At 53.5% G+C, this 20,037-nt stretch carries 23 protein-coding genes; 15 read left to right on the top strand and 8 right to left on the bottom strand.

Translation table 11 applies throughout. The features are described 5' to 3' along the window. From EIO64_RS08880 to EIO64_RS19205, 12 genes are all read left to right on the top strand, one after another. A complete protein-coding gene (locus EIO64_RS08880; RefSeq protein ID WP_119311742.1) occupies positions 1-393 on the top strand; it encodes a DUF6076 domain-containing protein in 393 nt (130 codons plus the stop codon). Positions 394-968: 575 nt separating this feature from the next. Continuing rightward, on the top strand, positions 969-2,282 hold the full coding sequence (locus EIO64_RS08875) for a sigma-54 interaction domain-containing protein (protein WP_136891232.1): 1,314 nt from the start codon (positions 969-971) through the stop codon (positions 2,280-2,282). A gap of 459 nt (positions 2,283-2,741) precedes the next feature. Further along, positions 2,742-3,506, top strand: a complete 765-nt coding sequence (locus EIO64_RS08870) for an HpcH/HpaI aldolase family protein (protein ID WP_136891231.1) — start codon at positions 2,742-2,744, stop codon at positions 3,504-3,506. A gap of 18 nt (positions 3,507-3,524) precedes the next feature. Beyond that, entirely contained in the window at positions 3,525-4,478 is a 954-nt protein-coding gene (locus EIO64_RS08865; RefSeq protein WP_136891230.1) for a hydroxyacid dehydrogenase, read from the top strand. A gap of 35 nt (positions 4,479-4,513) precedes the next feature. After that, positions 4,514-5,374, top strand: coding sequence for a 5-deoxy-glucuronate isomerase (locus tag EIO64_RS08860; protein ID WP_021752195.1), 861 nt, complete (start codon positions 4,514-4,516; stop codon positions 5,372-5,374). 21 nt (positions 5,375-5,395) lie between these two features. Beyond that, positions 5,396-6,196 (top strand): MBL fold metallo-hydrolase, encoded by an 801-nt coding sequence (locus EIO64_RS08855; protein ID WP_119311737.1) that lies wholly within the window; start codon positions 5,396-5,398, stop codon positions 6,194-6,196. Then, positions 6,196-7,233 carry a zinc-dependent alcohol dehydrogenase gene (locus tag EIO64_RS08850; protein WP_158629754.1) on the top strand — a complete coding sequence of 346 codons (1,038 nt, stop codon included), beginning with the start codon at positions 6,196-6,198 and terminating at the stop codon, positions 7,231-7,233. Before EIO64_RS08855 ends, EIO64_RS08850 begins: the two co-directional genes overlap by 1 nt. A 71-nt stretch (positions 7,234-7,304) precedes the next feature. Then, the gene (locus EIO64_RS08845) at positions 7,305-8,246 is read left to right on the top strand and encodes a creatininase family protein (RefSeq protein WP_119311735.1); all 942 of its coding nucleotides are present in this window, start codon (positions 7,305-7,307) and stop codon (positions 8,244-8,246) included. Positions 8,247-8,291: 45 nt separating this feature from the next. Continuing rightward, a complete protein-coding gene (locus EIO64_RS08840; RefSeq protein WP_158629753.1) occupies positions 8,292-9,320 on the top strand; it encodes a TRAP transporter substrate-binding protein in 1,029 nt (342 codons plus the stop codon). Positions 9,321-9,423: 103 nt separating this feature from the next. Further along, positions 9,424-9,924 carry a TRAP transporter small permease gene (locus EIO64_RS08835; protein ID WP_119311733.1) on the top strand — a complete coding sequence of 167 codons (501 nt, stop codon included), beginning with the start codon at positions 9,424-9,426 and terminating at the stop codon, positions 9,922-9,924. After that, positions 9,921-11,198, top strand: coding sequence for a TRAP transporter large permease (locus EIO64_RS08830; RefSeq protein ID WP_119311732.1), 1,278 nt, complete (start codon positions 9,921-9,923; stop codon positions 11,196-11,198). The genes EIO64_RS08835 and EIO64_RS08830 overlap by 4 nt, the downstream gene beginning before the upstream one ends. A 290-nt stretch (positions 11,199-11,488) precedes the next feature. Then, on the top strand, positions 11,489-11,605 hold the full coding sequence (locus tag EIO64_RS19205) for a hypothetical protein (RefSeq protein WP_488174988.1): 117 nt from the start codon (positions 11,489-11,491) through the stop codon (positions 11,603-11,605). A 277-nt stretch (positions 11,606-11,882) separates the two neighbouring features. Here the strand turns inward: EIO64_RS19205 and EIO64_RS08825 are convergent, their stop codons facing one another. The 4 genes from EIO64_RS08825 to EIO64_RS08810 form a co-directional block, all read right to left on the bottom strand. Beyond that, entirely contained in the window at positions 11,883-12,332 is a 450-nt protein-coding gene (locus EIO64_RS08825) for a tyrosine-type recombinase/integrase (protein WP_249390863.1), read from the bottom strand. A 349-nt stretch (positions 12,333-12,681) separates the two neighbouring features. After that, on the bottom strand, positions 12,682-13,044 hold the full coding sequence (locus EIO64_RS08820; RefSeq protein WP_249390862.1) for an N-terminal phage integrase SAM-like domain-containing protein: 363 nt from the start codon (positions 13,042-13,044) through the stop codon (positions 12,682-12,684). A gap of 209 nt (positions 13,045-13,253) precedes the next feature. Further along, positions 13,254-13,550: a site-specific integrase gene (locus EIO64_RS08815; protein WP_145985117.1), complete on the bottom strand. Its 297-nt coding sequence runs from the start codon at positions 13,548-13,550 to the stop codon at positions 13,254-13,256. A 61-nt stretch (positions 13,551-13,611) separates the two neighbouring features. After that, on the bottom strand, positions 13,612-13,905 hold the full coding sequence (locus EIO64_RS08810) for a hypothetical protein (RefSeq protein WP_145985116.1): 294 nt from the start codon (positions 13,903-13,905) through the stop codon (positions 13,612-13,614). Between EIO64_RS08810 and EIO64_RS08805 the strand changes: the two genes are divergently transcribed. From EIO64_RS08805 to EIO64_RS08795, 3 genes are all read left to right on the top strand, one after another. Beyond that, on the top strand, positions 13,904-14,338 hold the full coding sequence (locus EIO64_RS08805; protein WP_145985115.1) for a hypothetical protein: 435 nt from the start codon (positions 13,904-13,906) through the stop codon (positions 14,336-14,338). The genes EIO64_RS08810 and EIO64_RS08805 overlap by 2 nt on opposite strands. Positions 14,339-14,740: 402 nt before the next feature. Further along, on the top strand, positions 14,741-15,505 hold the full coding sequence (locus EIO64_RS08800) for a hypothetical protein (protein ID WP_119311728.1): 765 nt from the start codon (positions 14,741-14,743) through the stop codon (positions 15,503-15,505). A gap of 432 nt (positions 15,506-15,937) precedes the next feature. Continuing rightward, positions 15,938-16,144: a hypothetical protein gene (locus tag EIO64_RS08795; RefSeq protein WP_145985114.1), complete on the top strand. Its 207-nt coding sequence runs from the start codon at positions 15,938-15,940 to the stop codon at positions 16,142-16,144. Positions 16,145-16,638: 494 nt separating this feature from the next. Here the strand turns inward: EIO64_RS08795 and EIO64_RS08790 are convergent, their stop codons facing one another. From EIO64_RS08790 to dctP, 4 genes are all read right to left on the bottom strand, one after another. Continuing rightward, positions 16,639-17,025, bottom strand: coding sequence for a RidA family protein (locus EIO64_RS08790; protein ID WP_119311727.1), 387 nt, complete (start codon positions 17,023-17,025; stop codon positions 16,639-16,641). 27 nt (positions 17,026-17,052) lie between these two features. Next, positions 17,053-18,345, bottom strand: coding sequence for a TRAP transporter large permease (locus tag EIO64_RS08785; protein WP_119311726.1), 1,293 nt, complete (start codon positions 18,343-18,345; stop codon positions 17,053-17,055). Then, a complete protein-coding gene (locus EIO64_RS08780; RefSeq protein ID WP_119311725.1) occupies positions 18,342-18,881 on the bottom strand; it encodes a TRAP transporter small permease in 540 nt (179 codons plus the stop codon). The genes EIO64_RS08785 and EIO64_RS08780 overlap by 4 nt, the downstream gene beginning before the upstream one ends. An 85-nt stretch (positions 18,882-18,966) precedes the next feature. Continuing rightward, entirely contained in the window at positions 18,967-20,037 is a 1,071-nt protein-coding gene (gene dctP, locus EIO64_RS08775) for a TRAP transporter substrate-binding protein DctP (protein WP_119311724.1), read from the bottom strand.

The following is a 20,037-nucleotide window of genomic DNA, read 5'->3' as shown; positions in this document are numbered from 1 at the left end:
TTGGAGCCGGAGGTGGTCTATGACCTCATTGACTACCACCTCCGGGAGTGCATCAAGCGGGAAGTGAAGATGCGGGTGTGCAAAAACTGCGGGAGATACTTTGCCCTGACGGGCCGTACCAACACCGAATATTGTAGCCGGCCTTTTGACGAGAAAGGCCGCACCTGCCGGGAAGTGGGCGCCATTGCCCTGTGGACGAAACGGAAGAGCAGGGATGCCTTGTTTCAGGACTATCGCAGAGAATACAAGAATCGCTTTGCTCGCATGAAGGCGGGAAAGCTGGAGCCGGAGGAGCTCTACGCGTGGGACGAACGTGCCAGAGAGAAAAAAGCGGAGTGCGAAGCGGGGAGGCTGTCCCCGGAAGACTACGCTGCCTGGCTGCGGGAATCATGATAAAGAAGGAAAAATTAAGCGGCGCAGACTGTATGCAGTCTACGCCGTTTAGTTTTAGGTATGAACCAATTTTTTTACAGAAGATGGGGTATAAACGCACTTCAAGTCAAGGCATACGGCCCGACGTGGAAATGCTCGGAGCCGATACAGCCATAGAAGCCAAAAGCATTCATGACGGAGTTTTGCAGAATTTTTACGATTCCATTTTTTGTGCTTCCCCTTGCCCTTCCTTTTGTTGGAGAAGTTTTCCTTGTCACGATTCGTTGTGTTAAATACTTTTTGCTCGTTATGAGGATGTTGCTCCATGAAGACAATTCTTTTCTCCTGAAAAACATGAAATGTGAGATATAAAGGCAAGCACTTTACAGAGAACCCCGCATTTGATAAAATAGCAATAAATATATCATGGAAATTTTGCGGAATTGGGCATTTTTGCCATATTATAATGATTTGTCGGTAGAACCGATGCAGCTGCGAGTATATAAAAGGAGATACGCCGTGATTGATAGCAATGCCTTGATTGAAATGATGGAATCCTCTTTGATGGTGTTTGGATTACCGATGGAGAAGGCAAAGTGCTCTTTGCAAATTCAGCCAATGCCTCGCTCCTGGGGGTCAGCAAAGCGGAACTGGAGGGCAGAACGACGCAACAGCTTCTGGATGAAAAGATTTTTTCCAATTCTGTCATTCTGGAGGTTATCCGGCAAAAAAAGCAGATTTCAAAAATCAGCTACAATTATCACACGCGGCTGACGGTTCTGGCTACGGCCACACCCATTTTCGATGATGTCGGAAATGTCAAATATGTATTTAACAATGTCCGGGATATCACAGCCCTCAATGAACTCCAGAACAGTCTGAAGAGCAAGGATACGATTATCCAGCAGCAGTCCCGCCAACTGGAGAGCATGCGGATCCGCCTGGGTGAGGGGACCATTATTGCAAACAGCAAGGCGTTCAACGAAGTTATTACATTGGCACAGCGGGTGGCCGCATTTGATGGAGCCACCGTACTGATTCTGGGTGAATCCGGAACGGGAAAGGAAATTATTTCTGAACTGATTGTAAACAACAGCCCCCGGAAAGACTGGCCGTATCTGCAGGTAAACTGTGGGGCCATTCCAGAAAATCTCATAGAGTCTGAGCTGTTTGGCTATGAGAAGGGGGCATTTACCGGGGCGGACAACAAGGGACACAAGGGCCTGTTTGAGGCCGCCAACGGAGGGACGGTCTTTTTGGACGAGATCGGCGATCTGCCCCTGCATATGCAGGTAAAGCTTCTGCGTGTCTTACAGCAAAAAAAAGTGACCCGTGTGGGCGGGACAGAACCCATTGCCTTGGATGTAAGAGTGATTGCGGCGACAAATCGCAATCTGGAACAGATGGTCAGAGAGGGAACGTTCCGGGAGGATCTATATTACCGACTGAATGTGGTTTCAATTTTCATTCCGCCGCTGCGGGAGCGCCGGGAGGATATCATTCCGCTGATTAACCATTTCCTCATGGTGGAAAACCAGAAATACCACACCAATAAATCTATCTATTCAGACACGATCGATGCGTTTGAAGGATATTGCTGGCCGGGAAATGTCCGGGAGTTGGAAAATCTGCTGGAAAATTTGGTGATTACCACTCCGGGCGACATTATTCGGCGGGAGAACTTGCCACTGAAGCTTCGGCGGCCTCAGCAAGTATCTGCGGAGGAAGAAGAGGAAACGGTTTCATTGAAAAGCGTAGTAGAACGGGCGGAATATGCGGCAATTGAACGCGCCATCGAAAAATACGGATCCATTCGCAAGGCCGCTGCAGCGCTGGATGTCAATCCGTCCACTATTACCCGGAAAATGCAGCTTTATAAGGACATGTCTTCCAGAAAACAAAATAAGTAAATGGTTCGAAAGAGAGATGACGGGGAGAGGGAAACCTTTCTCCGTCATCTCGTATGCAAAATAGCAACGCTGATGCAATTTTGCGCACATGAAGAGTGCGGTTGTCTGTAATATGCATTGTTTTTGCACGAATATATGCGGCATTTATAGCCAATATGCACAATTTCGTCCCAGACTTTTGTGTGAACCTCACGAAAAAATTCGTTTTCGGCAGAATTATCACTTTGGCATAAATATTGCTTAATAACAGGGCGGACAGCAACCGCAGGAGGCGGGAGAAACTTAGACAAGGTGGCTGACAGAAAACGGATGCACTGCTGCGCGACAGCAATGTCCCTATTCAGCAGAATCTTTTTCTGGTGAAGGCGGCGGCTTTTCTAGAGTAAGACACCGAACGCGCTGCCCCGAAATCCGGCCTCGCCCCGGAACCTGTAATTTACACAAAAGGAAGTCATACAAATGCGCAAGAATATGCTCAAGGAGAAGATTCGCAATGGCGAGAGTGCCATCGGCACCTTTGTGAAGCTGACGGACCCTGCGGTTCCGGAGCTGCTGGCCCTGGCGGGGTTCGACTTCTTCGTACTGGATACAGAGCATGTGGCGGTGGACCGGGAACAGCTGAGCAACATCGTCCGGGCAGCGGACGCGGCCGGCATCACGCCCATTGTGCGGGTTCGGGAGAACCAGCAGGTGGAGATCCTGCAGAATCTGGACCTGGGATATGCGGGCGTGCAGGTGCCCAATGTGGATACCCCGGAGCAGGCCCGGAACCTGGTGTCCTATGTGAAGTATACCCCCCTGGGCGTGCGGGGCCTGTCCCCCAGCGTGCGGGCTTGTGACTACGGCACCTGCGGCGTGCAGGAGTATATCGACACCGCCAATGCCAACACGATGATCGTCTCCCACTGTGAGAGCAAGACCTGTGTGGAGAATCTGGACGAGGTCCTGAAGGTGGACGGCATCGATGTCATCTTCATCGGACCCATGGACCTGTCCCAGTCCTACGGTGTACCCGGCAAGACCACGGACCCAGAGGTGAAGGCAGCCATCGACACCATCACCGCCAAGACGCTGGCAGCCGGCAAGGCAGTGGGCACCACGGCGGCTTCCGCCGAGGCGGCCAAGGCGCTGATGGCCAAGGGCGTGCAGTATATTCTGCTCTCCTCTGACGAAGGGATCATCGTCAAGTGGGGCAAGGAGACCATCAGCCGGATCCGCGGCTGAGAAGGAGCGTACATAAACATGGAAAAGGTATTTCTGACCGAGCATATCCACCCGGATGCGGTGGCGTATCTCCGGGAGAATTTCGAGGTCGTGCAGGGCACTTCCACGGAGAGCGGCGAGATCATCCGGCAGGCGCAGGGCTGCTCCGCGATCCTGATCCGCTCGGCGAAGATCACGGCGGAGATCATGGACGCCATCCCGACGTTGAAGGTAGTCGCCAAGCACGGCATGGGCGTGGACAATATCGCGGTGGATCACGCCACGGAAAAGGGGATCCTGGTGGTCAACGCCCCCTTCTCCAACCTGAACGCCGTGGCGGAGCATATCGTGATGCTGCTGCTGGCACTGTCCAAGCGGACGGTGCAGATGGATCAGCTGACCCGGGCCGGCCAGTTCAAAGAGCGCAACACCTACAAGACCATCGAGCTGAAGGGCGCCACGGTGGGCATCATCGGCATGGGCAAGATCTCCCGGCTGGTGGTGAAGAAGCTCTCCGGCTTTGAGATGAACATTCTGGCCACGGATCCCTATGTGAAGCAGGCGGATGTCGAGGGACTGGGGATCACCATGGCGACGCCGGAGGAGCTGTATGCAAAGTCCGATTTCGTCATCGTCCACACCTCTCTGTTCCCCTCTACCTTCCATCTGGTGGGTGCGGAGCAGTTCAAGGCTATGAAGAACACCGCCTTCATCATCAACGCCGCCCGGGGTGCCGTGATCGACGAGGCCGCCATGATCGAGGCCCTGAAGTCCGGCGAGATCGCCGGGGCCGGCCTGGATGTGTTTGAGCAGGAGCCGCCTGCTGATGACAATCCGCTCTTCTCCATGGAGAATGTGATCGTCTCTCCCCACAATGCGGCACTCAGCAACGGGGCGCTTCGGGCTATGGCTATGGACAGCGCCCAGGGGATCACTGAGTATCTCGCCGGCAAACCGGTCACCTATCCCGTCAACAAGGAAGTATTGAAATAATTGCATTCAAATCAAGGAAAAAGGAGTGGACGCAAATGTCTTACACAACTGTATACCGCTTTCAGGACCTGAACGGCTATGAGAGCGTGATCTCCAAGGCCAACTCGGATATGACCTATGAGGGATTCGGCCGAATCCTTCTCAACCCCGGCCAGACGCTGGAGTACAAGGTCACCGGTGAGGAGCAGGCCATCGTGCTGCAGCAGGGCGACATGACCTGCTGGGTGGAGTATGAGGGCGTGACCGTTGTGGACGGCGCCAAGGGCCAGCGCGGCAATGTCTATGACGATCTGCCCACCGCCCTGTATGTGCCGCCCAAAGCCACAGTGAAGCTGTACAGCGAGAAGGGCATGGAGGCGAGAGTTTTCACCGCCTATTGTGAGGAGGGCAATGCCCCCTATTTCTGCCCGCCTGAAAATATCGAGGAGGGAGAACCCGGCGAGTACATCTACAAGCGGAAGTACCGCTTCATCTTCGGCCAGCCCGGCAAGCACAACGACCACATCACCAAGCTGCTGATCGTGGGCGAGACCGTGTCCGTGCCCGGCGGCTGGATCGGATTCCCGGCGCACCGGCACGACTACGAGCGCCCCGGCAAGGAGTGCGTGTTGGATGAGATCTTCTCCTTCCAGATGACCTCCACCGAGGATGGCCCTGGCCGCGGCGGCGTCATGCAGCACGGCTATGATCTGACGGACGAGAACAAGAAGATCTGGGACGAGGTCAATGTGATCGAGGAGAACAACACCGCCGTGGCGCTGCCCACCGGCTACCACACCACGGTGGCACTGCCCGGCACCCGTGCGTATCTGCTGTGGGGCCTGGCTGGCGATACGAAGAAGTACAAGGTCCAGTTTGACGAGCGGTATTCCTGGCTTGAGGGCTGCTTATATTGAGGAACTGAGAAAGGTAGTAGGATGAATCTCGCAGAGGAAATTCGGGGAACACAAGTTCCTCCAGATCATCTGGGAATTTGCTGGCTTGGCCAGGCCGGATTTCTCCTGAAGGCTCCCGACGGAACAAGCATGGTGCTCGATCCCTATCTGACGGAGTGCGGCGAGCGGATTCGAGGATTCAAACGACTCTCACCCATGCTGATCGCGCCGGAAGAGCTGGCGGTAGATTATTATGTGACCAGCCATCTGCATTTTGATCACTTCGATTATGATGCGATTCCAATTGTGGCACAGTGCACAAAAAGGACCTTGTTTTTCGGGCCTGCCAGCTGTCAGGAGAAGTTCATTGAACTGGGCATACAGGCCCACCGCTGCCATCGTCTGGACAGAGGAGAATGCTATCAGGATGAAAAGATCCTGATTCGGGCAGTGATGGCGGATCACGGTACCATGGCGCCGGATGCTATCGGGCTCTTGGTGGCGTTTGCAGGTCATCGGCTCTATTTTTCCGGAGACACGGCGTTTCACTCGGAGTTGTTTCAGGAGATCAGGATCTTTGAGCCGGATATTGCGGTGCTGTCTGTCAATGGTGCATTTGGCAACATGAACGCTGAGGAAGGAGCGGCGGCGGCGGAATTGACTGGCGCGAGATATGCAGTGCCCTGCCACTTCTGGACCTTTATGGAGCACGGCGGGCTTCCCGGTCAGTTTTGTGAGCAGCTGCTCCTAAAAGGGACTTGCCAGCCGCTCTGCTTCCGGCAGGGGGAGATTCGAACGATGCAATGTCATACAAATCGGGAAAGAAAGAAGGAGACCGCCTGATGAAAGCCATTCGGTTCATGGATCCGGGAGTAATCGAGTATTCCGAGATCCCGCAGCCTGAGATTCGGGATGACGAAGTCTTGGCACAGATCGCTTATGCCGGGTTCTGTGCTACGGATATTGAACTGCTAACAGGAGAGATGATCCATATCAAAAACGGCAACACCAAGTACCCCATCATTCCCGGCCATGAGTGGAGCGGCACGGTGGTGGCTGTGGGCAAGAATGTCCGGGATTTTAAAGCGGGAGACCAGGTCACCTCCGATGTGAGCTTGGGATGCGGCGAGTGCGAAAACTGCCGGCAGGGCCATTATAATCTGTGCCCCAACCGGGAGGTCGTAGGATCTTACCGCAACCGCCAGGGTGTGTTTGCCCAGTATGTGGCGATACCGCAACGGCATCTGTATCATATCCCCGAAGGGCTGAGCTTGGAGGAGGCCGCTCTGGCAGAGCCTGCCGCAACCGCCATGTACGCGGTCACCAAGGCGCAGATTCCCGCCGGCGCCCAGGTGCTGGTGATCGGAGATGGTCCCATTGGCCAGCTGGCGGCACAGCTTGCCAATATTGCGGGTGCCAGTCGGGTCATCATGGCAGGCAGCTGGGATGAGAAGCTGGCTATCGCCCGGGAGTGCGGCATCCATGAGACCATCAACTATCACAATGAGGATGTGATACAGCGGGCAAGGGAACTGACTGAGGGCGGTCCTGAGATCGTGATCGAGACATCGGGCAGCAACGTCGCACTGAATATGGCGGTGCAGGCCCTGAAGCCCACCGGACGGATCGTAGCTGTCAGCTGGTACAATGGAGCTAATGTGGATGTTGCCATGAACACGCTGATCGTAAAAGATGCGGCGCTCATCGGCTCTCTGGCCAGCCCCAACTCCTTTACGCCGGTGCTGCGCTACATGGTAGAGGGGAAGCTGAAGGTAAAACCGCTCATTACCCATATCAAGCGTCTGGAAGACTTCCAGAACGTGATCGAGATGATTCGGGCAAAGAAGGAAATGCGTATCAAGATTTTGTTCCAGCCGTAACTGTAAATCCTGCTGAGTTTCAGCTGATTTAAAAAACCATCTATATTTTTTTAAGAAAGGAAACGATTATCATGGCAGAACTGAAGAAGCAGACTGAATTCAAGCTGTACAAAAGAGATTCCGTGTTCTTTGATCAGAACACCGCTCCCGTGAACATCGCCTATGCCAAGGAAGTCAACGACGTAGCGATCCTGCCCCTGGGCGCCATTGAGCAGCACGGCCCGCACTGCCCCAACGGCCTGGACAGCTTCAACGCCATCTGCCTGGCCAAGAAGGTGGCGGAGAAGTCCGGCGCCACCGTGCTCCCCTGCCCCATGTACGGCGGTCATCCCTACATGCACATGGGTATGCCTGCTACCATCGCGCTGAACTATGAGACCAACATGGCGCTGATTCACGACATCATCGCCGGTGCCTCCAATGTAGGCTATAACAAGTTCATCCTGCTGGTTGCCCATGGCCAGGACAGCTCCTTCATTCCGGCTGTTCACAAGCTGGGCATGGAAGGCTACTTCACGGTCGCCTCTACCTGGTATGACTTCCTGGGCGACAACAAAGCCGTTCTGTCCGATTATATGTGGCACGCCGACGAGGCGGAGACCTCCATGGCGCTGTCCCTGTACGGCGACTTGGTCCACATGGACCTGGCCATCGACGGCGGCGGCACGACGCTGGTGGACGGCAAGTGGAAGAAAGCGCCCGGCGAGACTTCTCATCCTTTCCAGTTTTATCATTTCGACGGCACTTTTGCTCTGATGGAGAAGGACGATCTGGACTACGGCGTGATCGGCAATCCCACCAAGGCCAGCAAGGAAAAGGGCGATGCACTGGTGGAGAAGGTCGTGGAAGGTTACAGCGCCTTCATCAAAGACCTGCTGGAAAGACATCCTGTTGGAATCAATCCTCTGGGCTTCCGGAATCCCTTGGGCTTCAACGGCTTCAACGGCGGAGCTTATCCCACATTCGACAAGGATCACGACGAGAAGGGCCGGCCTATCTACTACAACAAGTGATATAACACATAACAGGTTTCACATAACGGTTTAATGGAGGAGCATATGAAAAAGAAACTGACTTGTCTGTTGCTGGCTATGGCCATGGTGTTCTCCCTGACTGCCTGCGGAAGCGGCGGAGATAGCTCCGGCGGTGAAAGCGCAGAGGGACAAACTTATGAGTGGACGGCGTCCAGCGGACTTGCGGTGGGAAGTTCCTGGGATCTTGGCCTTCTGAAATTTGCTGAACTGCTCAACGAGCGCAGTAACGGCGCCATCACCTTGACGGTCCACTCGGGTGCTACGCTGGGATCCGCCAAGGAGACGCTGGAAGGTGTGCAGATGGGCTCCATTGATTTTATCGTAGAGAGTTCTGCGTCCCTGTCCAACTTTACGGATGCCATGTCCGTGTTTGACCTGCCCTATCTGTTCCCCGATGCTGCCACCGCACGGAAAGCTCTCAGCGGTGAGGCTGCTCAGGGGCAGCTGGACGCCCTGGAGTCCATCGGGATGAAGGGCATCAACTATTGGGAGAACGGCATTTATGCCATCGGCGCGGTGAAGCCAGTCAAGAATCTGGCGGATCTGAAGGGAATGCGTGTCCGGTCCATCGACAGCCCCCTGCAGGCGGATGTGTACAGCGCACTGGGCGCTATGCCCGTGGTTCTGGCTTGGGGTGATATCTATACCTCCATCCAGACCGGCGTAGCGGATGCAGTCAGTTCCACTGCGGTTACCAACATGTATACCCAGAACTTCTATGAGGTTGCTCCCTATATCACACTGAGCAACCACGGTTATTCTCCCGCTCCTCTGATTTGCAGCAAATCTCTCTGGGATTCCCTGTCGGAGGATATCCAGCAGCTGGTTATGGAGTGTGCAGAGGAAGCCCGTGAGTACCACTATCAGATCTGTGATGAGCAGTTGGCGGAGTACATGGCGGAGATGGAGGCCAATGGCGCGGAGTTCATCGAGATTGATCAGACCGAGTGGGAAGCTGCGGTGCAGCCTGTGTATGAGAAGTACGTGGGAGAGGGCGGCATCGATCCTGTTCTGGTAGAGGCAATCCAGACGGATGTCGAGGCTGTGGAATAAGACACAAAAAACTTGAGAACAGAGGCGGAGCGGTTGCCGCCGCTCCGCCTCATTTCGGGAGAAAGGAGCGTATCGCCGGAAAACGAGCGATACATAGTTTGCCATGTTGAAAAAACTTGATCAGGCTTTCAGCAAAGTGGAAGGCTTCCTGAGTGTTGTCCTTTTTCTGGCGATGGTTGCCATCGTTTGCTGGAGCGTTATTTGCCGCTATGCCTTGAAGATCCCTTTTCTGCAGAGTGAGGAGTTGGCCCGGTACCTCATGATTTATATCGTTTATATTGGCACCAGTATTGGTGTAAAAAGTAAGAGCCACATCGGTGTGGAAGTATTCGTGGATATGCTTCCGGAAAAGATCTATAAAAAGGTCCGGATCTTTACGGAGATCCTATGCATGCTGATGTTTGTGCTGCTGTTTGTGCTTTCGCTGCAGATGTTTAATCATCTGATCATGACCAAGCAGATGACCACAACCACGCAGATTCCCACTGCGGTCGTGTTCTTCTGCCTTCCTATGGGGTTCTTTATGGGAATCATTCACTATCTTTACAGCATTGAAACCATGATTAAGGATATTATGCATCGGAAGGAGGAGATTGAAGCATGATTACTGCAACGCTTTTCCTGGTTTTTGCCGTCATTACGATTCTGGGTATGCCTATCGCGCTGGCGCTGGTGGGCGGCGGTATGGCGGCCATCGTTGCCGGGGACTTGATGCCGCTGTTCACCTCCGTGCAGAAGATGTTCTCCTCCGTCGATAGTTTTACACTGGCGGCCATTCCGTTTTTTATGTTGGCTGGCGCACTGATGAGCAGTGGTGGCATTTCACGCCGACTTATCGATTTTGCCAATGCTGCAGTTGGTTGGATGCCCGGCGGCCTCGGCGTCGTGACGATTTTCTCATGTATGCTGTTTGGCTGTTTGTGCGGCTCCCCCACAGCAACGGTGGCGGCCATCGGCGCAGTGATGGTGCCTGCGCTGGAACAGGGAGGCTATAGCCGCAAATTCGCCCTGTCCACTATTGCTGCAGCCGGTATGTTGGGCACGATTATTCCGCCCAGCACCGTGATGATCACATACTGCTCCGCAACGGGTGTATCGGTGGGCAGTATGTTCATGGCAGGAATTGTTCCCGGCATCACGCTGGGTGCACTGATGATTGCCTTTGCGATTTTCTACGGCGTAAAAAATCGGATCCCTAGAACCAAGTTTAATATCAGAAAATTTTTGTCTGCGTCTTATCATGCCATTGGTGCCATCTTCATGCCCATTATCATCTTGGGCGGCATCTACACCGGTATTTTTACACCTACTGAGTCCGCAGCCGTTGCTTGCGCGTATGGCCTGATCGTAGGCTGCTTCATCTATCGGGAAATCAACTTCAAGGGCTTGGTGGAAACAGTAAAGTCTGCGGCTGCCTCCTCTGGTATGATCATGTTCATCGTTGCCTGTGCTGGCGTATTCGGCCTGCTGATGACCCGTGAGCAGATTCCCGCCCATGCGGCGGAGTTCATCATGAGCATCTGTTCTAACAAGGTGGTGTTCTTGCTGCTGGTGAACGTGTTGCTGCTGATCGTGGGTTGTTTCATGGATACCACGCCTGCCATCCTGATTATTGCTCCTATCCTGTTCCCGGCGCTCTCTGCCTACAATATTGATCCTGTCCATTTTGGCATCATTATGCTGCTGAATATGTGCATTGGCATGATCACCCCGCCGCTGGGGATCAATCTCTATGTGGCGGCGACTCTGCGGCAGGCGAAGGTGGGTGAGCTGGTCAACCGGCATCTGCTGAAGTACATGATTTGCTGCCTGGTGAATCTGCTGCTTATTACCTATATTCCCCAAATTTGCCTCTGGCTTCCCAGCTTTATGGAATAATGAGTTGTACAAACGGAGGAACAGACTATGAGTATAATTAAAAAAAGCCCATCAAAGTATGTCCATAGTACAGGTATGCTACAGCAATTGGATCAATATTTGCAGGGAATGGGAAAGATCCTGCTCATACTGATCAGTGAGTCCTGGCCCCGGCGGATCGGGCCTGTGTTGGAATAATTTTTTGCCGGTACGGATTATATCGTTCGGTATGAGATTTTTCAGGGAGAATGCTCTCAGTCCCAAATTGACCGCCTAGTAGAAAGGGTAAGGTCCAGGCCGCTACAGTGGTTATGGGAATCGGCGGAGAAAGAATTCAGGATATGACCAAGGGTATCGCGTATTATGCGGGATTACCGGCGATCATCATTTCTACGGTGGCTTCGACAGATCCCCCTGTAGCTCATTGAGCGTGATTTACCGAGATAACGGTGAATTTGATCGGTATCTGTTTCTGGACCGTTGCCCGGATGGTGCTGGTAGATACACTTGTGATTGCAAAAGCGCCTGCCAAGTTGCTGGTGGCAGGAAAGGGAAACGGCATGGCAACCTATTTTGAAGCGCGTATCTGCCGGGCCTCTGGCAGCAATAACCAGAAAAAATTAGGACTCCGGCGGAACAACCGCCGGAGCCCTGTGCATTTCATCCCGCCATTGCCTGTGCCTTCCCTGTGGCGATCTCTTGCTCTCATCTCCTGGATGAGGGCGGCCAGCTTTTGTTCATATTCCTCCTCGGTAGGGGCGTAGACATTGCGGGCGATGCGCTTTCCATTGACGATGGGGGAGTAGCTTTGCCGATCCCCCGGTCTTTTTTGGCTACGGCAGTCCTTTGCATCTCGTCCGTGACATGAGCGTAGATGTTCAGCGTGGTGCTGCTGGACACATGGCCGATGATCGTGGAAAGGGCCTTCATATCCATGCTGTGCTCCAGGGAGGCAGTGGCGAAGGTATGCCGCAGATCGTGGAACCGAAGTCTCTTGCAGTCAGCTCGTTTTAGTACGGTAGACAGCCGTTTTTGTATAGTGACTGGGTCCGTGGGGGAATCCTCCTTGACTGGTGAAGGAAACATCCACCGGGAAGTGCAGGAGTTTCGATAGGTTATGAGTACATTCAGGACCGGCGGAGGGAGGAGCACCATATGTTGCCTTGCTTTGGTTTTGGGTGGGGAGACTACCAACTCACCACGTACCCGGTGGACCTATTATCCCACTTGGAGTGCCCCGGTTTTAAGATTCAGGTCATTCCACTGAAGGGCGCAGATCTCACCCCGGCGCAGGCCTGTGGACAGTTCCGGCAGGAGCAGTTCATAGCAGCCCCTCTCTGGCCTGGATCAGTAACCGCTGGATTTCCTCCGGTATCAGGACCTTCATTTCTCTGGGCTTGGCAGAGGGAAGCTTGCAACCAGCCGCAGGATTTCGGAAGATCAGGTTTTCCTCCATAGCTTTGTCCAGAGCAGCGTGGAAAGTCGTGTGGATGCTGCGAACGGCCTAATCTGACAGCCCTTTGCCGTAGAACTCAACTCGGATCAGCCTGCCGTCCTTTTTAAGGGACACATAGAATTCCTGAATGTCTGTGGTGTTCAACTTGTCCGGTTGGATTTGTCCTAACTTTAGGATGATATGCTGATAGATCCGCCGCTCATAAGACATTTGCGTGTTTGGGAGGAGATTTGGCTTTTTATATTCTTGATAGCAGAGATCCAGCCAGTCCGCCAGCAAGATTTCGGGTTTAGGTTGGTCTAGTGTAGGTTCTTTCAGCGCATCCCAGAGCTGTGCCAGCTTTGCTGCGCACTCCAACTTGGTTTTTGCAAGGATATTTTTCAGTTGATGATAAGCAGTGGCGGGATTCATAGGTGTTTCTGGTTTGGGTGGGTTGGGAAAGAACCATACGGAGTAGGAACATTTTTTCGGATTCGTAACAACTCTGCGGTGCTGTCAGGCAGGACGATTTTTTTGGTTTCGGCGTAGGTCTTGGTATCTCCGGTCATTAGTTGCCAGCCCTTTTCTTTGTGGATGGTTCGGTTGACACTCAGTGTTCCTTTTCTGAAATCGAAGTCAGACTACATCAGTCCGCAGATCTCACCCAGCCGCAGGCTGGTGGTTAGCTCCGTGTAGAAGAAGGCTTTCCGGACAGCATCCTGTTTCACCGCTGTCAGAAAAGCATCCAGTTGCTCCTCGTTCAGGATGGTCATGGACTTGTGAGCCACCTTGAGCGGCGCCACATGGTCAGCAGGATTGTGGGGCAGCAGCCGTTGGTCTACCACAGACTTCAGCGCATGGTGCGGTGGTGTGGATGCCGTGGACCGTGGTGTTGGATAACCCACGGCTCTGGCCGGGGCGGGGATGGATTCTGCCACGCTGTTTTAAGGTGTCATAGAGCGTCCGCAGGTCTGTCGGTGTAATTTGTGTGAACTTCTTCTAGCCCAAGTACAGTTTGACGTGGTGCTCCATGTCACTGCGGTAGTGTTCCGGCGTGCTGGACTGGAGGACGGATGTTATCTGCTCCAGCCAACGGTCCAGCCACTCCGAGAGGGGCATTCTGCACTCCTCCGTCAGATCCACGCCTTGATAGGCGGTGATGTCCTGCCGGAGCTTTGCGGTCAGTTCTTTTTGGGTGTCGGCGTAGGTGTAGCGGAAGATGAGGTCGCCGTTTTCCTTGCGACCCACCACGATGCGGCCCTCCCAGCGGCCGTTCTCCCGCTTGCGGACCATGCTGTTTCCGGACGGCCTGCGTTTTGCCATTGTAGGTTTCACCTCCGAGGGTTTTATCTTTGATTTGCATCACAGGACTTACGTGGCCTACCAAACAGGTGGGAACCTGCCGCCCACTGGAACAGAATCGCCCCGGTATCGGCGGCAGATGACGGCGATGCTGACAGGCCCATTGAAGTGCGCGCGAAAGCGGGCACGACCGGTATGGAAAAGCGTGAGACAAAAGGCTGTTATGCTCTTGCTTGTGTTTTCGTTGAGCTTGGGGAGCTTGATGGCGGTCAGCCAAACGGTGCGGGCCGCGGTGGTGCGCCGGGTTGTGGAGTGGTATGAGACACATATCACGTACAGACATTCGGGAGAACAGATTGCCGGAGATATGCCTTGGTATGAAATTACGGACTTACTGGAGGGATATGGTGAAATTGAGAGTTAACGAGAAGAATTTCCAAACTATGTTTGCAACACCTATCGAAATAAAGAACTCAAAAAAACGATATACTTGGACTACGTGTATATGCAGGAGGGGGCCACGAGTGATTTTGCCATGGAAAGCGCAGAAATTATTCCGGTCACAGTGAATGGCCTGGATGGACAACTGTTTTTGGAAGAGAATTGGAAAAAACAGCAAAGCACAGTTACATGTATTGACATAAGTAGCAACCTCTAATTCTGTGTGGACGCACATCTTGATTAAGAGGATATTTTGCACATAACTGAGAGCGTTTCTTTGGCGAAAACAGAAAAAATATAAGAGATGTAAAGAAAGAACCTCCTTCTGCATTTGCATAATAGAAGTTTAAGATGCTCGCTATATAAAACAGACAATGGAGGTTTCATGATAAAAAAGTACGGATCATTTGTTGCGGGCATGGCGGCGATGCTTCTGGTGGCTTCCCTTGTGGGCAGCGTGTTTGCAGCTTCCAGCCGGGTGGAATACAACCAGGCCGGGATATCTCTGTTCGGTGAGGATAAGGTCCTTGCCGGTGAAACTTGCAAAGCGCCCAATGGGCAGGGGGTACCATCGGTCATTATCTATGTGGATGTTGCCGAGGACAAGACCAATTATCTCTCCATCCGCCAGATCTCCAAACTGCTCGGCATTGAAGTGCGCCGGGACAGTCAGAAAAACCGGGTCAATCTTGGCGCGGCCCCTGCGGATTATGTGGTCGTAGGTGGAAAGAGGGGCGATGGGAGTATCCCTGCTAACGCAACAACGCCCGTACTTGGAGGCGTCCACGGCCCGTTTACGGAGATCGATCCAGTCAAGGCCGCCGGCAAGTCTTTGAGCGGCATAATTCAGGACAACACCAAGCTCCAGACCACCTGCTGCTATTCGCTGGAATCCAACTTCTACCCCAAAGATGGGAACTACATTGCGCTGACTGTGACCAACAACGGCTCCGCGATGCAGACCGCGACTGCGGGCAGGACGCTCACGCTGGGCGGATTTGAAAGTGGACATTGGCGCGGGCGAAACGCTGGCCAGAACCTTTTATATCGCCGACAGTGCGGAGGAATTGGAGAGTACACTGGCCTTCGGCATCTATGCCAAGGGAGTTTCCAGTCTCAGCGATATTACAGTTTCTCTGAAACAGTATAAGTAAGTCCGAGACCAATAAGACGAACAGCGATATTTCAACGGAAGATCGTGTTACTTGCGTTGTCTGGCATGATGTTGTCGAGCGTTTCACTTACCAGTAACGATGGCAGGACTGCTTTATTATAGTGCTCACACAAATGACCACTGCAATCAACCTATGGCAAATATGCAGAACGTACTGAGCTACTATATCCCCGTTTGGGATTCGTATACAAGGGCGTGGACTCCACAGTGATTATGACAGACATTTTGGGGCGCGGTAGACACCATCGCACCCCAATAGTTGAGAAAGAAGCAACTATCTGATCCGCTTGCAATATTTTTCTGGAAGGGACAGTTCTATCAACAAGCTGTGAAGACTTCCGGTCGTATGATAGCAGGAAGACTCTGATATGATGAAGGAAAAACAATGGAGCGGTTTGCGGAATTTCTGTGCCGCGACGAGCGGGAATCGGGGACCATCGAGACGTACCTGCGTTCCCTGCGGGGATTTGCCGAGTGGGCGGCGGGCTGGAAGACTACCAAGGAACTGTTGTCCGCCTGGAAGAGGGGCTGTCCGGCCTGGAATACCGGCTGGAGTCGGTGAACGCCATGCTGGCGGCGATCCGGGCCTCGGCAGGGACCGCCTGGCACTGCTGATAGAGACAATCTGCGCTACTGGCATCCGGGGCAACGAGGTGCGGTATATCACGGTGGAGGCTGCCGGGACAGGCGTGGCACAGATCGCCATGAAGGGCTAGGCTGGACAATCTTACTGCCGCAAAAGCTCTGCCGCAGGCTACTGAAAATACGCCAAAATGAAAAAGATCGTCTCCGGTGAGATCTTTCTCACCAGAGACGGAAAGCGCCTGTCCTGGAAATGTATCTGGTAGAGATGAAAAAGCTGTGCGGCCTTGCGGGCGTGGCGGGGAGCAAGGTGTTCCCCCATAACTATTGACGCGTTGCTCCTGTCTCGCGCATAGCCAGAGTTCCCTTCTCAAATTTCTGGATATGCGCGCATTTTCTCTTGACGTACGAACACCCCCTGTATAGGTTTATTCTCCTACACAGGGGGCATTTTCTCTATTGTCCACTTTTACTGGCCCAGTTCATATCATTCGCCCGACGGGGCGCTTTTATGAGGTTCCCGTAAATTACTCCACTACTGCGAACATAGCTATCTCAAAGAGATAGCAGTCTGCTACCGGGGGTGCCACTACGGTATACCGGGCGGGGCCTACCTTGGCGTCGCCGAAATACTTGAAATACACCTGGTTCATGCCGGCAAAGTCCTCTTGCTTCTGGAGGAAGCATCGGCACATGAGCACCTTATCCAAATCAGAGCCAGCAGCTCGGAGAATTCGACGGGCATTTTCAATAGCCAGCTCTACTTGAGCCTCAATACCTTTGGGGATGTTGCCTTGGATGTCCTCCCCCACCTGCCCGGAAACGAAGAGGACATTGCCGAAGCGAACAGCTTGGGAGATGCCATTTCGGGAAATGGCCACCTCAACGGTTTCGATTTTCGTAATCTTTTCCATAGAAATTCCTCCGTAATTTTTCTCGGCTCAGAACCCAAATATGTTGGGCAGCCACAGGGAGAAACCGGGAACATAGGTGACGACTAGTAGCGTTGGCAACCACGCAAAGAGAATCAGCAGTAGCGTGGGCTTCATGGAGTGGCTGGCGTCGGTGCCCACCACCCGAGCACCCAGATACAGCATGGGGGCACAGGGCGGCGTCACATTACCCATACCAAGATTCACGCCCAGAATGGCTGCGAAGTGGATAGGGCTCACGCCGATTTCCTTGGCAATGGGAACCAGAATGGGGGTGGAGAGCAGCAGGGCGGAGCCGTCATCCATCAGCATACCCATGATAATCATGAACACATTCATCATCAGCAGAATGACATTTTTGTTGGTGGTAAAGAGATAGATCATATCTACCAGGGCGCCGGGAAGATCCTCATAGATGAAGTACCGGCTCAGCATGCTCACAAAGAACAGCATCACCATAATGACACCAGTAGTGGTGCCGGTTTCCTTAAGAATTTCCGGCGCGTCACTCCACTTCATGCCCCGGTAGATGTAAATGGCCACGGGAATGCAATACAGGGTTGAGACGCAGGCTGCCTCGGTGGGGGTCATGACGCCACCGTAAATACCGCCTAGGATAATCACCGGTAGCAACAGGGCCGGCGTGGCGTGCCAAGTCTTTTTCAGACCGGGGGCGGAGTAGATGGGCACCCAGTTCTCCAGGGGCTGCACGCCCTCTCGCTGGGCTAGGATCATACCCACCACGCCCAGCAAGGTGGCAAGACAGACACCGGGGATCACAGTACTCAGGAAACAGGCCAGCACGGATTCTCCGGAAACCCAAGCGTACATAATCATCAGGGAACTGGGGGGGATCAGCAGGCCAAGCGGGGCAGAGGAAGAAATCAGGGCTGCGGAGAGTCCTTTGCTGTAGCCGGCCATCTTCAGCTTGGGAGCCATAATGGAGCCGATACAGCTGCAGGTGGCAGCGGCAGAACCGCAGATGGCGCCGAAGATGGCGGAGGCATAGGACACCGCCAGCATCAGTCCGCCCCGGAAGCGCCCCACCAGCATTTCTACCACGGACACCAGCTCATCGCCAACCTTGCCTTTTTCAATGAAGCCGCCGGCCATGATGAAGGTGGGAATGGCCAGTAGTACCATGGTGTTGATGCCGTTGAAGCCCACCGGCAAAGTGGTGGCAAAGGTGCCACCCAGCATGGTATACATGTAAATCGTACCTGCGCCAAAGGCAAAGGGAATGGAGACGCCCAATAACAGAGAACCCATCAGGATGGCAATGGCAATTCCAACATGAATCATGCCTGCTGTTCCTCCTTCTTCAGCGTACCAACGTTGACGAGCTCCGTCAGTAACCAGTAAATGTGATAGAGTAGCATCAGGGCAAAACCCACCAACATCACAGCATGGGAGAGCACTAGGGGGATGGAGAGCACCACAGTATAGGGCATGACGGACATATCCTTGAGAATGTAATCTATAGACCACTTGATGCAAACACCGATGACGCCACACTCAATGATTCGGGCCAGCAGGTGGCACCAGGCCACCACAGTCTTATTTTTCACAACGGTGCTGACCATGTCGGCCTTAATCTGGGAATCCTCCCGGCTGCCCTGGGCTGCGCCGATAAAGTATTGCCAGAAAATAACAAGGAGAATAATCTCGTCCAGCCCCAGAACGTTCATGGTCAGGACATAGCGCAGGAACACAGTGGCGATGGTCAGAACAAAGACAATAATACCGGTGAATACCAGAACCCACTTCTGAATCGCATCAAAGAAATGGAACAGGCCGCAGTTACCCAAATATCTGGTGAAAGCGTCCAGCTTTTCCATATGCGTTTTCTCCTTTCTTTCACCAGGCTGATTCCACGCCGGAGCGCAGAATCAGCCTGATGGTCCATATCCTAGGGAGTCTTATTTACTTTGCGCAGGCCTTCAGGTCGGCATAGATGGCATCCATGGCCTCCTTGCCCAGAATCTCTTCTTGGGCAGGCCAGACTTCTTCACGAACATGCTGGGCAATGGCACTGCGGTCAGCATCGCTGAGTTCCAGAACCTCAATGCCAGCTTCCTTCAGCATAGCGAAACCATCAGCCTCAGTCTGCTCGGCGGAGTCGAAGATTTCCTTACAGACCTGGGTGGCAGCGTCCTGCACCACCTTTTGCTGATCTGCAGTAAGCTTGCCCCAGGAGGTGGAACTCATGGCCAGGTGCACGAACTCGGCACCGAAGTTATAGGGGATGAAATAGTTAACAACGTCACGCAGGTTGGTGTACACGCCCAGGGAGGTCTGGCCCACGGAGCCGTTGACGATACCGGTCTGGATGGAGCTGTAAGTATCAGACCAGGTCATGGCCACGGTGTTGTAGCCCATAGCGGTCATGCCGGCCTTAGCCACGGCGGAGTTCCACACACGGATGGGTTCTTTTTTCTGATCCCAAGTGTTATAGGACTCGGGCATGTTCTTGCAGGACACGCCAGTCAGGCCCTCGCAGTAGACGCCCAATAGCTTGATTCCGATGTCGCTGAAGCCCTTGTCAACTAGGGAATACACTTGGGAGCCGGGAGAGAAGATGTATTCCATCTCATCGAAGTTGGAGGCGATAAAGGGAAGACTCTGCACCTCAAAGACCGGGTTGTAGGTGGAGTCGATAAACTCCAAGGACAGGTCGATGGAGCCGTCCATCAAGCCCTGAACGATGACGTCCTGAGCTCCCAAGGAGTTGGCAAAATACATCTTCACGGTGACGGCACCGTTGGTGCCCTGCTCAATGAGGTCAGCGAAGCGCAGGGCGGTCTGGGAGGCAATGTGCTCCTCAGGCTGGGCGGTGGACATCTTCAGGACGATGGAATCAGCAGCGGTATCGCCGCTGGTGCTATCGCCGTCACCTGCAGAGGCTTCGGCCTTGCTACTGCCGCAGGCTGCCAGACCCAGCACCATAACGGCGCTCAGAACCATGCACAGGAGCTCTTTCCATGTTTTGTTCAT

The organism is Dysosmobacter welbionis, assembly GCF_005121165.3.
In the GTDB taxonomy this organism is placed as follows: Bacteria; Bacillota; Clostridia; order Oscillospirales; family Oscillospiraceae; genus Oscillibacter; species Oscillibacter welbionis.
Note: the sequence above shows the minus strand (reverse complement) of the source record. Positions and strands in the feature narration are given on the sequence as shown.

Bases quoted from the DNA above. Each gene is read 5' to 3' on its own strand.
- EIO64_RS08870 (WP_136891231.1), top strand. From the start codon at position 2,742: ATGCGCAAGAATATGCTCAAGGAGAAGATTCGCAATGGCGAGAGTGCC.
- EIO64_RS08865 (WP_136891230.1), top strand. From the start codon at position 3,525: ATGGAAAAGGTATTTCTGACCGAGCATATCCACCCGGATGCGGTGGCG.
- EIO64_RS08860 (WP_021752195.1), top strand. From the start codon at position 4,514: ATGTCTTACACAACTGTATACCGCTTTCAGGACCTGAACGGCTATGAG.
- EIO64_RS08855 (WP_119311737.1), top strand. From the start codon at position 5,396: ATGAATCTCGCAGAGGAAATTCGGGGAACACAAGTTCCTCCAGATCAT.
- EIO64_RS08850 (WP_158629754.1), top strand. From the start codon at position 6,196: ATGAAAGCCATTCGGTTCATGGATCCGGGAGTAATCGAGTATTCCGAG.
- EIO64_RS08845 (WP_119311735.1), top strand. From the start codon at position 7,305: ATGGCAGAACTGAAGAAGCAGACTGAATTCAAGCTGTACAAAAGAGAT.
- EIO64_RS08840 (WP_158629753.1), top strand. From the start codon at position 8,292: ATGAAAAAGAAACTGACTTGTCTGTTGCTGGCTATGGCCATGGTGTTC.
- EIO64_RS08835 (WP_119311733.1), top strand. From the start codon at position 9,424: ATGTTGAAAAAACTTGATCAGGCTTTCAGCAAAGTGGAAGGCTTCCTG.
- EIO64_RS08830 (WP_119311732.1), top strand. From the start codon at position 9,921: ATGATTACTGCAACGCTTTTCCTGGTTTTTGCCGTCATTACGATTCTG.
- EIO64_RS19205 (WP_488174988.1), top strand. From the start codon at position 11,489: ATGGGAATCGGCGGAGAAAGAATTCAGGATATGACCAAGGGTATCGCG.
- EIO64_RS08825 (WP_249390863.1), bottom strand. From the start codon at position 12,332: ATGGTGCTCCTCCCTCCGCCGGTCCTGAATGTACTCATAACCTATCGA.
- EIO64_RS08820 (WP_249390862.1), bottom strand. From the start codon at position 13,044: ATGAATCCCGCCACTGCTTATCATCAACTGAAAAATATCCTTGCAAAA.
- EIO64_RS08805 (WP_145985115.1), top strand. From the start codon at position 13,904: ATGCTGTTTCCGGACGGCCTGCGTTTTGCCATTGTAGGTTTCACCTCC.
- EIO64_RS08810 (WP_145985116.1), bottom strand. From the start codon at position 13,905: ATGGTCCGCAAGCGGGAGAACGGCCGCTGGGAGGGCCGCATCGTGGTG.
- EIO64_RS08800 (WP_119311728.1), top strand. From the start codon at position 14,741: ATGATAAAAAAGTACGGATCATTTGTTGCGGGCATGGCGGCGATGCTT.
- EIO64_RS08790 (WP_119311727.1), bottom strand. From the start codon at position 17,025: ATGGAAAAGATTACGAAAATCGAAACCGTTGAGGTGGCCATTTCCCGA.
- EIO64_RS08785 (WP_119311726.1), bottom strand. From the start codon at position 18,345: ATGATTCATGTTGGAATTGCCATTGCCATCCTGATGGGTTCTCTGTTA.
- EIO64_RS08780 (WP_119311725.1), bottom strand. From the start codon at position 18,881: ATGGAAAAGCTGGACGCTTTCACCAGATATTTGGGTAACTGCGGCCTG.
- dctP (WP_119311724.1), bottom strand. From the start codon at position 20,037: ATGAACAAAACATGGAAAGAGCTCCTGTGCATGGTTCTGAGCGCCGTT.